12 protein-coding genes are annotated in these 13,626 nt (G+C 63.8%); 10 read left to right on the forward strand and 2 right to left on the reverse strand.

Annotated elements, in window-relative coordinates; translation table 11 throughout:
• Window positions 1-13: 13 nt before the first annotated feature.
• The gene (locus EOA49_RS05375) at window positions 14-1,237 is read left to right on the forward strand and encodes an amidohydrolase/deacetylase family metallohydrolase (protein WP_127239552.1); all 1,224 of its coding nucleotides are present in this window, start codon (window positions 14-16) and stop codon (window positions 1,235-1,237) included.
• Window positions 1,238-1,242: 5 nt separating this feature from the next.
• Here the strand turns inward: EOA49_RS05375 and EOA49_RS05380 are convergent, their stop codons facing one another.
• Together EOA49_RS05380 and EOA49_RS05385 are read right to left on the reverse strand one after the other, a co-directional pair.
• Window positions 1,243-3,033, reverse strand: coding sequence for an NAD(P)/FAD-dependent oxidoreductase (locus EOA49_RS05380; RefSeq protein ID WP_127239553.1), 1,791 nt, complete (start codon window positions 3,031-3,033; stop codon window positions 1,243-1,245).
• A gap of 50 nt (window positions 3,034-3,083) precedes the next feature.
• On the reverse strand, window positions 3,084-4,031 hold the full coding sequence (locus EOA49_RS05385) for a MurR/RpiR family transcriptional regulator (protein ID WP_067318818.1): 948 nt from the start codon (window positions 4,029-4,031) through the stop codon (window positions 3,084-3,086).
• A gap of 271 nt (window positions 4,032-4,302) precedes the next feature.
• On the opposite strand from EOA49_RS05385, the gene EOA49_RS05390 reads away from it, so the two are divergent.
• The 9 genes from EOA49_RS05390 (at window position 4,303) to kdpC (ending at window position 13,619) form a co-directional block, all read left to right on the forward strand.
• Window positions 4,303-5,136, forward strand: coding sequence for an ABC transporter ATP-binding protein (locus EOA49_RS05390; RefSeq protein WP_067318820.1), 834 nt, complete (start codon window positions 4,303-4,305; stop codon window positions 5,134-5,136).
• Window positions 5,133-5,981, forward strand: a complete 849-nt coding sequence (locus EOA49_RS05395) for an ABC transporter permease (RefSeq protein ID WP_067318822.1) — start codon at window positions 5,133-5,135, stop codon at window positions 5,979-5,981. Before EOA49_RS05390 ends, EOA49_RS05395 begins: the two co-directional genes overlap by 4 nt.
• Window positions 5,982-6,064: 83 nt before the next feature.
• Window positions 6,065-7,237, forward strand: coding sequence for an ABC transporter substrate-binding protein (locus EOA49_RS05400; RefSeq protein ID WP_067318823.1), 1,173 nt, complete (start codon window positions 6,065-6,067; stop codon window positions 7,235-7,237).
• A gap of 74 nt (window positions 7,238-7,311) precedes the next feature.
• Window positions 7,312-8,403: a Gfo/Idh/MocA family oxidoreductase gene (locus EOA49_RS05405; RefSeq protein ID WP_127239554.1), complete on the forward strand. Its 1,092-nt coding sequence runs from the start codon at window positions 7,312-7,314 to the stop codon at window positions 8,401-8,403.
• A gap of 493 nt (window positions 8,404-8,896) precedes the next feature.
• Window positions 8,897-8,986, forward strand: a complete 90-nt coding sequence (gene kdpF / locus EOA49_RS05410; RefSeq protein WP_067318826.1) for a K(+)-transporting ATPase subunit F — start codon at window positions 8,897-8,899, stop codon at window positions 8,984-8,986.
• 22 nt (window positions 8,987-9,008) lie between these two features.
• Window positions 9,009-10,712 (forward strand): potassium-transporting ATPase subunit KdpA, encoded by a 1,704-nt coding sequence (gene kdpA / locus EOA49_RS05415; RefSeq protein ID WP_127239555.1) that lies wholly within the window; start codon window positions 9,009-9,011, stop codon window positions 10,710-10,712.
• A gap of 1 nt (window position 10,713) precedes the next feature.
• Complete coding sequence (locus EOA49_RS05420) at window positions 10,714-10,950, forward strand: hypothetical protein (protein WP_245460546.1); 237 nt, start codon at window positions 10,714-10,716, stop codon at window positions 10,948-10,950.
• Window positions 10,947-13,043 (forward strand): potassium-transporting ATPase subunit KdpB, encoded by a 2,097-nt coding sequence (gene kdpB / locus EOA49_RS05425; protein WP_127239556.1) that lies wholly within the window; start codon window positions 10,947-10,949, stop codon window positions 13,041-13,043. The genes EOA49_RS05420 and kdpB overlap by 4 nt, the downstream gene beginning before the upstream one ends.
• A gap of 12 nt (window positions 13,044-13,055) precedes the next feature.
• Entirely contained in the window at window positions 13,056-13,619 is a 564-nt protein-coding gene (kdpC, locus tag EOA49_RS05430) for a potassium-transporting ATPase subunit KdpC (protein ID WP_095800548.1), read from the forward strand.
• Window positions 13,620-13,626: the final 7 nt, after the last annotated feature.

Below are 13,626 nucleotides of genomic sequence, written 5' to 3' on the forward strand. Positions count from 1 at the left end.
ACGGAGGCGCGGAATGCAGTTCGATCTGTTGATCAAGGGCGGCCGTGTGATCGACCCGGCTTCCGGGTTGGATGCGCCGCGCGACATCGCCGTCGCCGATGGCCGAATCGCCGCGATCGAAGCGGCCATCGATAGCGAGACCGCCGGTGAGGTCGTCGACGCCAGCGGCTGCATCGTCACCCCCGGCCTCGTCGATCTGCACAGCCACGTCTACTGGGGCGGCACCTCGCTCGGTGTCGACGCTGACCGGCTCGCCGCCAAGAGCGGCACCACCACCTTCATCGATGCCGGCAGCGCCGGCGCCGGCAATTTCCTGGGGTTTCGCCGCCATGTCATCGAGCGTTCGAAGGTCCGCATCCTTGCCTACGTCAACATCTCGTTTGCCGGCATATTCGGCTTCGCCGAGACGGTATCCGTCGGCGAATGCAGCGATCTCAGGCTCTGCGAGCCGCGCGAGACGGTGGCCGCGGTGCGCGAGCATGCCGCTGTCGTCGTCGGCGTAAAAGTCCGTTCCGGGAAGCACGCCGGCGGCACCAGCGGCATCGCGCCGGTCGACCTCGCGCTCGAAGCCGCAGACCGAGCCGGCCTGCCGCTGATGGCGCACATCGACGAGCCGCCGCCCGGCCGCTCGGAAGTGCTGCCCAGGCTCCGCCGCGGCGACATCCTCACTCACTGCTTCCGGCCGTTCCCCAATGCGCCGGTCTTCGCTTCGGGCGCGGTGCGGCCGGATATGCGGCAGGCGCGCGAGCGCGGCGTCATCTTCGACATCGGCCACGGCATGGGCTCCTTCGACTTCGAGGTGGCGAAGGCGATGCTGGCGGAGGGGCTGGCGCCGGACGTCATCTCGAGCGATGTGCATCTCTACTGCGTCGACGGCCCTGCCTTCGATATTCTCGTCTGCATGTCGAAGCTCATGGCGCTCGGCATGCCGCTGGTCGAGGTCGTGCGCGCGGCAACGCAGCGCCCGGCCGATGCGATCGCCAGGCCCGAGCTCGGGGCGCTTAAAGTCGGCGGCATCGGCGATGTCGCGGTGCTGAGGCTGCAGCCCGGCCGCTTCACCTTTGTCGACGCGGTCGGTGCGTCACTTATTGCGGACCAGCGGCTGGTCTCGAATGGCATCGTCATCGGCGGCAAATGGTGGCGGAACGAGACGCCCGACCACAATGAGACCGAGCGCTTCGAGGCCCATGCGCACCACACGCATGTCGAGGTTGCGGCCAGGCACTTCGGGCGCTGATTGGCTCACCGTCGCGAATTGCTCGGCTCGCCATAGACCGGCGTCGCAATCCCCTCCATCCGCGCCTTGAGCTGCAGCGCCACGAACTTCGAATAGAAGCGCGACAGCGCGAGATTGCCGCCGTGGAACCATAGCGCCTCCTGGGCGGTCGGCTTCCACATGTTGCGCAACTCGCCCTGCCACGGGCCGGGATCGCCCTTGACGCCGGAGCCGAGGCCCCAGCACGGCCCGACCTTGTCGGCGACCTCCCGGGAAACGATCCCTGCCACGGTCTCGTTCATCGACTGGTAGCCGGTGCAGGAGACGATCGCGTCGACCGCCAGCTCGCTGCCGTCCTCAAACAGGATGCCGGTCGGCGTCAGCGATTTGATGCCGACGCCGCTCTTCACCGCGATCTCGCCGTTCAGGATCAGCTCGCAGGCGCCGACATCGATGTAGTAGCCGGAGCCGGTGCGATAGGCTTTCATAAGCAGTCCGGTCTCGTCCTCGCCGAAGTCGATGGCAAAGCCGCTGTCGCTGAGGCGCTTGTAGAAATCCGCGTCGCGCTCGCGGATGACGTCATAGAGCGCCCGCTGGCCTTTTGGGACCAGCGCGAAGGGTGTCGAAGCCACGATCATGTCGGCCTTGTCGGTGGTGATGCCCCGCGCCAGCGCCTTTTCCGAAAAGATCTCGAAGCCGACCTCCATCAGCGTGTCCGACTTCACCACCGTCGTCGGCGAGCGCTGCACCATGGTGACCTTGGCGCCGGCTTCCCAGAGGTCGACGCTGACATCGTGGCCGGAGCTCGCCGCGCCGATCACCGCGACGCGCTTGCCGCGGAATTTCTCGCCGGTCGAGTACTGGCTGGAATGCAAGAGCTCGCCTTTGAAGCTGTCCGCGCCAGGCAGATCGATCTGCCGCGGCGGCCCGTAGGCGCCGGTGGCGAAGACGATGTGCTTCGGCTTCAGCGTGATGCGCTGGCCGACGCGGTCGACCACCACCGTCCAGACCTTTTCGGCCTCGTCATAGGCCGCGCTGATGCATTTGGTGGCGACCCAGTAGTTCAGCTCCATGACGCGGGCATACATTTCCAGCCAATCGCCCATCTTGTCCTTGGGCGTGAACACCGGCCAGTTTTCCGGGAACGCAATGTAAGGCAGATGGTCGTACCAGACCGGGTCGTGCAGCACGAGCGAGCGGTAGCGGTTGCGCCAGGAATCGCCGGCGCGCGCGTTCTTCTCGACGATGAGGGTGGGAACACCGAGCTGCCGCAGACGGGCGCCGAGCATGATGCCGCTCTGGCCGCCGCCGATCACCAGGCAATAGGGCTGCTCGTGCACGCCGAGCTCACGCGCCTCGCGCGCTCTTGCTTCCGCCCAGGTCTCGCGTTCGGGATCGGCCTTGTGGCGGATGCCGAGCGGCCGGGCAGGCCCCTTCTGCTCCTCGAAACCCTTGAGCTCGCTCATCGCCGTGAACAGCGTCCGGCAGCGGCCATCCTTGAGCCGCAGGATGCCCTCGCCTCGCGCCACGGCCGTCTCGAAGCTGAACCAGGCCTCGATGACGCCGTCGGCGACGCTTGACTCCCCGGACAGGCGCCAGTGCGATGGTTGCGTCGAGGAAAGCGTCGCCTTGAGCATCTCGCGGACCGCCGGTTGGCCGTCCACGGTCTTGATGTTCCATGTGAAGGTCAGCAGATCGCGCCAGTAGCAATCGTCCACGAAAAGGTTCGTCGCCGCCTCGATGTCACCCGCCTCGAGCGCGCGGCCGAATGTGCCGAGCCAGGTTGCCGCCTGTTGCGATGGTGCGATGTCGAGCATTGATGTTCGTTCCCCTGAATACGCAGATCATAGCCGCGTTGCGGCTGTTCTCAGTCGCCGAGCGGCTCCATCTCCTTCCCCGTCCGATGGATCTGGGCGTTATATTTGATGCGGCGCACCGTCTCGCGCGCCGGGCCGTCGAGCTTGTAGGCGGACGCGACCGCGAGCAGGTCGATGGCCGCAAGGAAGGCGTAGCGCGAAGCTGTCGGCTTCAGCGTGTCGGGATATTCGGGAACCGCCATCGTCAGCTGGACATCGCAGACGCGTGTCAGCTCCGTGTCCGGCGCGGTCACGCAGATCGCGTCGGCGCGATAGTGCTTGGCAAGCTCCACCGCCTCGATCACCTCTCGGGTACGGCCGGTCGCCGATATCGCGATCACCACATCGCCCGGCTTCAGCGTCGAAGCCGTCATGCGCATCAGATACGGATCGCATTGCGCGCTGATGGTGATGCCATAGCGAAACAGGCGATACTGCGTCTCTTGCGCCAGCGCCGATGAGCTGCCGCCAAGTCCGAATACCGTCACTTGCCTGGCCTTGGCGATCAGCTCCGCCGCTTTCTGCAACTGCCCTGGATCGATCTGCCGTTCGGCCTCCTGCAGCGCGCGGCGCGCTTCGCCGAAGACGGCGTTCCAGAACGGCATGCCGCTGTCGCCGTTCGTGGGTTGCGGCTTGGTGCTAAGATAGAGCGCGCCGACGACGAGGCTCTGCGCCAGCTTCAGCTTGAAGTCGCGCACGCCGTCGCATCCGATGGCGCGGCAGAAACGGGTGACCGTCGGCTCGCTGACCTGGGCGCGCTGCGCCAGCGCGGCATTCGATGCATCGACGGCATATTTGACGTCGTCGAGCACGACGTCGGCGACGCGACGCTCCGCCGGCCGCAAGTCCGTGTAGCTGTCCTTCACCTGCGAAATGATGTCGGGGAAGCGCCTGACATGATCATGCCGGCCGTCATCCCCGTCGGAAATCCGCAGCGCCTGGCTGTCAGCTTCGGTCATTGGCCGTCCTTCTCTGCCGTTTCTGGACCACCATATTTGCGATTATCCGCCGGCTGGCCATGGGCAATCAGCCGAAGTGAGTATGTAGGAAAGTAACACACACTGCAAGCGCGTCTAAACACAGGCGAAATCAGACACTTAGATAAGCTTTAGTTGAATCTGATGGCGCCAGATCTTTGCCACCGCTTGACAGTAAAGTAGGATAGTTACAGACTGATTTCGCGGACAGAGGGGGCTCCGGCAACCCAATCACGCAGTCTCCGAGGGGAGCATGAATACCGGCAGCGCAAGAACGCCGAAGCTCGGCGTGCAGGCAGCGAGCAAGGTTTATACCACGGCCTCCGGCGATCTTCTCGCCCTAGACCGCTGCAGCCTCGACGTGCACGCCAACGAGATCGTCTCCATCGTCGGCCCCTCCGGCTGCGGCAAGACCACGCTGTTGTGGTCGATGTCGGGTCTGCATCGTCTGACCAGCGGCGCGATATTGCTTGACGGCAAGGAGGTCACCGGCCCGCGTCCCGAGATCGGTATCGTCTTCCAGGAAGCGAACCTTCTGCCCTGGCGCAATCTCGACGCCAACATAAACTTCCCGTTCGAGATCAAAGGCGAGAAGCCCGATCGCGCCTGGATCGCGCATCTGCTTCATCGCGTCGGGCTCGACGGCTTCGGCGGCAAGTTCCCGCGCGAGCTTTCCGGCGGCATGCAGCAGCGCGCGGCGATCGTCCGCGCGCTGGCGCTGAAGCCTTCCGTGCTCTTGATGGATGAGCCCTTCGGTGCGTTGGACAGCTTCACCCGCGAGGAGATGAACCGCCTCGTCGAGGAGATCTGGCTCGATACCAAGACGACCATCGTTTTCATTACCCACAGCATCGAGGAAGCGATCTTCCTCTCCGACCGGGTCGTGGTGCTGACCGCGCGGCCGGGACGCGTCGCCAAGGTCTACGACGTGCCGTTCCCGCGCCCGCGCTCGCTGGAGATCATGGCCACCAAGGAGGTCTTCGACCTCACCAACCGCATCAAGATGGACATCGTTGGCGAGCGCCGGCCGAAGGCGCAGGAGCAGCTGCAACACAAGAGCGCTGAAATCGTGAGGATCAGACCGTGAGCGGGGGCGACGCCATTCCGGAATTCTCCAAAGCCAAGTCCGGTGACGGCCAGGATGTCAGCCTCACCAACCTCTCCGCCTTCGCCGGCGGCCCAGGCATCAAGTCCGGCGCCGAGGTGGCCGCGATTCTCGTCGTCGCGGTGGTGATCATCGGCGGCATCGAGCTGGCGCTGCGCATCTTCCACGTGCCGCAATACATCATGCCGCCGCCGAGTGCGATCGTTTACGCTTTATTCGACGAGTTCCCGCTGATCGCGCCGCATCTCGGCTACACGTTGGTCGAGCTCTTCTCCGGCTTTGCCATCGGCGCCGTCGTCGGGCTGGTGATGGCGGCGGTGATCACGCAGTTTCCCTTCGCCGAGAAGATCGTCGCGCCTTACATCTTGATCCTCGTCACCACGCCGATGCTGGCGCTGGTGCCGCTTCTCATCCTGCGCTTCGGCTTCGGCTACACGCCGCGCATTATCGCGGTAGCTTTAGCCGCCGGACCGATGGTGATGATCAATGCCGCGACCGGGTTCCGGCGCGTGGACAGCGCCAAGATCGCGCTCGCTCGCTCCTATGGCGCGAGCACCTTGCAGATCTTTTGGAAGATCCGCGCGCCGATGGCGCTGCCGATGATCCTGGTCGGGCTGATGATCGGCGCGATCTTCGGGCTCCTCACTGCGGTAGGTGCCGAGATGGTCGGCGGCGGCTTCGGCCTCGGCAACCGGCTTACCTCGTATTCGTCGATGATCCAGATGCCGCAATTCTTCGCGGTGGTGCTGATCCTGTCGACGCTCGGCATCCTGATCTACGTGCTCTTCTTCCTGATCGGCAAGAAATGGGCGAGCTGGGAGGCATGAGCGCGGACGGATGAGATCGCCCGGGAGACGGGCGAAGGCAAGGGCAAGCGATCGATAAGGGCAATCAACAAAAGGGGAATGCCATGACCAACGAAAGCTTATTCAGTACGGCGACAAGAGCGGGCATCAGCCGCCGCTACTTCCTGCAAGTGACGGCCGCCGGCGTCGTGACCGCCACCGCGCTCGGCGCATCGGGTCTGAAAGCCAGCGCGGCGGCTTATGAAAAATTCACCTGGATTTCGCCGCGCGGCACGCTCGAAGTGCTGGACGACTATCCCTACTGGTCGGCCAAGAAGGCCGGCTATTTCGGCGACCTCGCCACCGACATGCAGCCGGGTCCGTCTGACGGCACCGCGACGGTCAAGTTCGTCGATGTCGGCCAGGCCGACATGGGCTTCCCCTCGCCCGGCGTCTTCTCCTTCGCCATCCAGAACGGCATGAAGCTGAAGTCGGTGTTCCACATGGGCGCGCGCGACACCTTCAGCATCGCCTTCCGCAAGGGCCAGGGCACCAAGAACCTGAAGGACCTCGAAGGCAAGACGATCCTGCTCGGCTCCGCCGCTTGGCAGGCGATCGTCGATCCGCTGCTTGCCGCGCAGGGTGTCGACATCAAGAAGGTGAAATATGTCGAGGCCGGGTGGCCGACCTGGGGCACCGCGCTCGCCGGCGGCCAAGGCGATGCCGCACTCTCCTGGGAAGGTCTGCGCGCCGAATGGATCGCCAAGGACCTCGACTTCGAATATTGGCTCGGCGTCCAGAATTCCAAGCTTCCGGCCAACACCTTCGTCGTGCGCGCCGCCGATCTCGAGGATCCCGACAAGAAGGCCTTCCTCGAAAAATATCTGCGCGGCTGGGCGATGGGCCTCGAATTCGGCTACCAGAACCCGCGCGCGGCCGTCGAAGCCGTGTTCGAGCAATTCCCGACCTTGGCCAAGAACCTTGGCCCTGAGCTCGGCACCACCTCGATCCTGCAGCAGATCAACGTCTTCCGCGGTGACATGGACAAGCGCAGTGGCTGGGGCTCGCACGACATGGCGAGCTGGCAGGGCTTTTTCGACGAGATCCTGAAGATCGGCCAGATCACCGCGCCGGTGAAGGCCGAAGACGTCTGCACCAACGACCTGATTCCGACCGCCAACGACTTCGACAAGGCGAAGGTCAAGGCCGATGCCGACGGCGTGAAACTGTCGGAAGGCTTTGCCGCGCTCGACGTCGAGAAGATCAAGGCGCACCTGTTCGATTCCGCCGTCAAGTAAGGCGGGCGCATTGACCATCGGGCGGCGCCTGATGCCGCCCGAGCTACTGTTCAAAGAGCATTGGGGAGGCTGACATGGCCGACAAAGTAAAAATCCTGGTGGTTGGTCTGGGCAATATGGGCGCTTCGCATGCGAGCGCCTATCACCGCTCCGACGGCTTCGAGATCGTCGGCATCATGAGCCGCACCATCAAGAGCAACAAGAAGATCCCGAAGGAGCTCGCCGGCTATCCGCTCTATGAGGATTTCGACTTGGCGCTGAAGGAGACCAAGCCGGACGCGGTCTCGATCAACAGTTGGCCGAACACGCATGCCGAATACGCGCTGAAGGCGATCGCCGCCAACTGCCATGTGTTCATGGAAAAGCCCCTCGCCACCAACATCGCCGACGCCGAGAAGGTGGTGGCCGCCGCGCGGGCCAAGAACCGGAAGCTGGTTCTGGGCTACATCCTGCGCGTCCACCCGTCCTGGATCAAATTCATCGAGGTCGGCAAGACGCTCGGCAAGCCCCTGGTGATGCGCCTCAACCTCAACCAGCAGAGCAGCGGCAGCGCCTGGCACTGGCACAAGAACCTGATCGACTCGCTGATCCCGATCGTCGACTGTGGCGTGCACTATGTCGACGTCATGTGCCAGCTGACCGGCGCCAAGCCGGTGCGCGTGCACGGCATCGGCGCCAAACTCTGGGCCGAGGCCGACAAGCAGAACTATGGCCATCTGCACGTCACTTTCGATGATGGCTCGGTCGGCTGGTATGAAGCCGGCTGGGGCCCGATGATGAGCGAGACCGCCTATTTCGTGAAGGATGTGGTCGGCCCGAAAGGCGCCGTTTCGATCGTCGCCGGCCAGTCCGCAAGCAGCGCCAAGGAAGCCGAGGAGGTATCGGATTCCGCCGACATCGACCGCCACACCAAGACCGACGCGCTGAAGATCCACTACGCGCAGGTCGATGGCGACAAGAACTTCTCGAAGCCCGACGAGATCGTCAGCATGGAGGACGAGCCCGGCCATCAGGAGCTTTGCGACCGCGAGCAGGCCTTCTTCCTGCGCGCCATCCGTGAGGACCTCGATCTGACCGAGCAAATGGCTGCCGCCGTCAACAGCCTGCGCATCGTTTTAGCCGCCGAGCAGAGCATCGCGGAGAAGCGGACCGTCGAGCTGACCTGAAGCTTCCGGTCAGCCTGCCTCGCAACCCCACATCTAGCCGCTTCGCGGCTGGGCAGTCCGCCGGCGGCGTGCCGATCGGCATGCAGCCAGTCGGGCCGCTATGTAGCGCTCTCCACGCAGTTGGAAGAGGAGATGCCGTGCAGGGACCGGCGGCCGGCCAACCAGCTTCCGGATCTTTGGAACAGCACGTTGCCGCCGCCTTCATCCCGTGGCGTCAATTTCCTATAAGATTCCTATTTCTTTGCTCCCCGCCTCGTCTCGAACCTTTATGGCGGTCGGGTCCATATTCCCCTCGAAAAACACTTTCATCGCCATCGCCGCCAAGGTGACGGGCGGTCCTGTGCAATTTTGAACTCGACCGTGTCGGGGTGCAAAAACAAGCCGAAACAAGGAATGCCTGCAATGGACCTCGTTGTTCTCGGGATGGGGATTTTGTTCTTCGTCCTGTCATTAGCGTACGTCAAAGCCTGCGACAGAATCTGAGGGTCTTACAATGCTTTTCGACTACGTCCTCGGCGGCGCGGTGACCTTGTTCCTGCTTGCCTACCTCATCTACGCCCTCATCCGCCCAGAGCGCTTCTGATCGGCATACGGAAAGTCAGTTCATGACACTCAACGGCTGGATACAGATCCTCGTCTATTGCGGGATCCTGCTTTTGCTCGTGAAGCCGCTCGGCGGCTACATGCACCGCGTCTTCAAAGGCGATCGTACGTTGCTGTCGCCCGTGCTTGTCCCGATCGAGCGCGGCCTCTATCGCCTCGCCGGGACAAGCGACAAGGAAGAACAGCACTGGGCCGCCTACGCCACCGGCATGCTGTTTTTCAACCTCGTCGGTTTCCTCGTGCTTTATGCCCTGCAGCGGCTGCAGGGCGCGCTGCCCTACAATCCCGTCGGGATGGCGGCGGTCGAGCCGGGGCTCGCCTTCAACACCGCGGCGAGTTTCGTCACCAATACTGACTGGCAGAACTACGGCGGCGAAAGCACGATGTCCTACCTCGTGCAGATGGCTGGCCTCACCGTCCAGAACTTTGTTTCGGCCGTCACCGGCATTGCCATTGCGATCGCGCTGATCCGCGGCTTTGCCCGTGCCTCGGGCAAATCGATCGGCAGTTTCTGGGTCGACCTGACCCGCTGCACGCTTTACGTGCTCCTGCCGGCCTGCATCGTGCTGACGCTCGTCTATGTGTGGCTCGGCATCCCGCAGACGCTTGGACCCTATGTCGACGCCACCACGCTGGAAGGCGCCAAGCAGACGATCGCGCTCGGCCCAGTCGCCTCTCAGGTCGCCATCAAGATGCTTGGCACCAATGGCGGCGGCTTCTTCAACGCCAATGCCGCGCATCCTTTTGAGAATCCGGACGCCATCTCGAACCTGATCCAGATGCTGTCGATCTTCGCGCTCGGCGCCGGTCTCACCAACGTCTTTGGGCGGATGGTCGGCAGTGAGCGCCAGGGTTGGGCCATCCTTGCCTCGATGGGCGTGCTGTTTCTCGTCGGCGTCATCGTCTGCTACTGGGCCGAGGCCGCCGGCAGTCCGCTGGTGCATGCGCTCGGCATCGACGGCGGCAACATGGAAGGCAAGGAGACGCGCTTCGGAATTGCGTTGTCGGCGCTGTTCGCGGTCATCACCACGGCCGCCTCGTGCGGCGCCGTGAATGCCATGCACGATTCGTTCACCGCGCTTGGCGGCATGATCCCGCTGATCAACATGCAGCTTGGCGAGGTCATCGTCGGCGGCGTCGGCGCCGGCTTCTACGGCATCCTGATGTTTGTCGTCATCGCCGTCTTCGTCGCCGGCCTGATGGTCGGCCGCACACCGGAATATCTCGGCAAGAAGATCGAGGCCAAGGAGGTCAAGATGGCGATGCTTGCCATCCTCTGCCTGCCGCTGGCGATGCTGATCTTCACGGCTATCGCCGTGGTCCTGCCGAGCGCGGTGGCCTCGATGGCCAATGGCGGCCCGCACGGCTTCACCGAGGTGCTCTATGCCTATACGTCGGCGGCCGCGAACAACGGCTCGGCCTTTGGCGGACTGACCGGCAACACGCCCTGGTACAACATCACCATCGCGATCGGCATGCTGATGGGCCGCTTCCTGGTCATCATCCCGGCTTTGGCCATCGCCGGCTCGCTGGCCGCAAAGAAGACCGTGCCTGCTTCCGCCGGCACCTTCCCGACCGACGGCATGCTGTTCGTCGGCCTCCTGGTCGGCGTGATCGTCATCGTCGGCGGCCTCACCTTCTTCCCGTCGCTCGCCGTCGGTCCGATCGTCGAGCATCTGGCGATGATCCGCGGACAGACTTTCTGAGATGACCATGCCTTGGTTCAACAATCTACCTCGGCACGATCGTCACCAATCCGGTGACGGAACGCCCGATGACGGAGGGGACGAGAAACCTCGTCCTTTCCCGACGCTCTCCACCTTCCTCGGCATGGCGGCCGTGCTGTTCGTGCTGTGGCTGCTGGCCTCGGGCCTTCCGCATCTGTTGCCGAAGACCGAACACCCGGCGCCATCCAACATCACCGATCCTGGAGCCTTAAAATGAGCCAGTCCAAATCTGCGAGCATTCTGGATGCCAGCATCCTGATGCCCGCCATTGGCGGCGCTTTCCGCAAGCTCGATCCGCGCACGCTGATCAAGAACCCGGTGATGTTCGTCGTTGCCATGGTCTCAGCACTCACCACCGTGCTGTTCGTCAAGGATGTCATCACCGGCGGCGGCGATCTCGGCTTCACCTTGCAGATCATCATCTGGCTGTGGTTCACCGTGCTGTTCGCCAACTTTGCCGAGGCCGTGGCCGAGGGGCGCGGCAAGGCGCAGGCGGACTCGCTGCGCATGGCGCGCACCGAGACCCAGGCCAAGCTGCTCGTCAACGCCGAGGATCGCGGCAAGTTCAAGTTGGTGCCTGGCACCAGCCTGAAGGTCGGCGACATCGTGCTGGTCGAAGCCGGCGACATCATCCCTTCCGACGGCGAGGTGATCGAAGGCGTGGCTTCCGTCAACGAGGCGGCAATCACCGGCGAATCCGCGCCTGTCATCCGCGAATCCGGCGGCGACCGCTCGGCCGTCACCGGCGGCACGCAGGTGCTGTCCGATTGGATCCGCGTGCGCATTTCCGCCGCCTCCGGCCAGACCTTCCTCGACCGCATGATCTCGCTGGTCGAAGGTGCGGAGCGCCAGAAGACCCCGAACGAGATCGCGCTTAACATCTTGCTTGTAGGCATGACGCTGATCTTTGTCCTGGCCACCGCGACCATCCCGAGCTTCGCCTCTTATTCCGGCGGCTATATCCCGGTAACGATCCTCGTCGCTTTGTTCGTGACACTGATCCCGACCACGATCGGCGCGCTGCTTTCGGCCATCGGCATTGCCGGCATGGATCGCCTGGTGCGTTTCAACGTGCTTGCCATGTCCGGCCGCGCCGTCGAGGCTGCCGGCGACGTGGACACCTTGCTCCTCGACAAGACCGGCACCATTACGCTCGGCAATCGCCAGGCGACCGAGTTCCATCCGGTGAAGGGGGTGACCGAACAGGAGCTGGCCGATGCTGCTCAATTGGCCTCGCTGGCTGACGAGACGCCGGAAGGCCGCTCGATCGTGGTGCTGGCGAAGGAAAAATACGGCATCCGCGCCCGCGATATGGCGACCTTGCATGCCACTTTCGTGCCCTTCACCGCGCAGACCCGGATGAGCGGCGTCGACATCGACGGCTCGTCGGTGCGCAAAGGCGCGGTCGATGCCGTGCTAGCCCATGTCAATCAAGCAACGGTGGCAAGCCATGGCACGCGTCCGACAAGCGACACCATGCGCGACCTGCAGGCCAGGGCCGACGAGATCGCCAAGGCCGGCGGCACGCCGCTGGCGGTCGAGCGCGACGGGCGCCTGCTCGGCGTCGTCCACCTCAAGGACATCGTCAAGGGCGGCATTCGCGAGCGTTTCGCCGAGCTTCGCAAGATGGGCATCCGCACGGTGATGATCACCGGCGACAATCCGCTGACCGCAGCGGCCATCGCGGCCGAAGCCGGCGTCGACGACTTCCTCGCCCAGGCGACGCCTGAAAACAAGCTGTCGCTGATCCGCGAGGAACAGGCCAAGGGCAAGCTTGTCGCGATGTGCGGCGACGGCACCAACGATGCGCCGGCGCTCGCCCAGGCCGATGTCGGCGTCGCCATGAACACCGGCACGGTCGCCGCGCGCGAGGCCGGCAACATGGTCGACCTCGACAGCGATCCGACCAAGCTGATCGAGATCGTCGAGATCGGCAAGGCGCTGCTGATGACGCGCGGTTCGCTGACCACCTTCTCGATCGCCAACGACGTCGCCAAGTATTTCGCCATCATCCCGGCCATGTTCGCCGTGTTCTACGTCGCGCCCGGCCAGTCGGCAGGCCCGCTGCAGGCGCTCAACATTATGCATTTGGCGACGCCGCAGAGCGCCATTCTGTCGGCGATCATCTTCAACGCGCTGATCATCGTCGCGCTGATCCCGCTGTCGCTGAAGGGGGTGAAATACCGCGCCATCGGCGCCGGCGCGCTGCTCACCCGCAATCTTCTCCTCTACGGCCTTGGCGGCATCATCGTGCCGTTCGCCGGCATCAAGGCGATCGACCTGATCGTCACGGCTCTTGGCCTGGCATAGGGACCCATTCCGATGTTCAAGCAACTCAGACCCGCGATCGTCATGATCGTGTTCTTCACGGTGCTGACCGGCCTTATCTATCCGATCGGCATGACCGGCATCGCGCAGGCGCTGTTTCCCAGGCAGGCCAATGGCAGCCTGATCGAAAAGGATGGTAAGGTTATCGGCTCCGAACTGATCGGCCAGGCCTTCGCCAGCGACCGCTATTTCCACGGGCGGCCCTCGGCAGCCGGCGACGGCTACAACGCCGCCTCCTCCGGCGGCTCGAATCTCGGGCCGACCAATGCGAAGCTGATCGAACGTATCAAGGCCGACGCCGACAGGCTGAAGGCTGAGAACCCGAACGCACCGGTTCCGATGGATCTCGTCACCACGTCTGGCAGCGGCCTCGATCCCGACATCAGCCCGGAGGCGGCCTATTTCCAGGTGCCGCGGATTGCCAAGGCCAGGGGCATCGATGAAGCCAAGGTGAAATCGCTTGTCGACGGCCATGTCGAGGATCGCGAGCTGGGCTTCATGGGTGAGCCGGTGGTCAATGTGCTGGCCCTCAACATGGGGCTCGACGATCTCAAATAATCAGCAC

Source organism: Mesorhizobium sp. M1A.F.Ca.IN.020.04.1.1, from assembly GCF_003997315.1.
Taxonomy (GTDB): domain Bacteria; phylum Pseudomonadota; class Alphaproteobacteria; order Rhizobiales; family Rhizobiaceae; genus Mesorhizobium.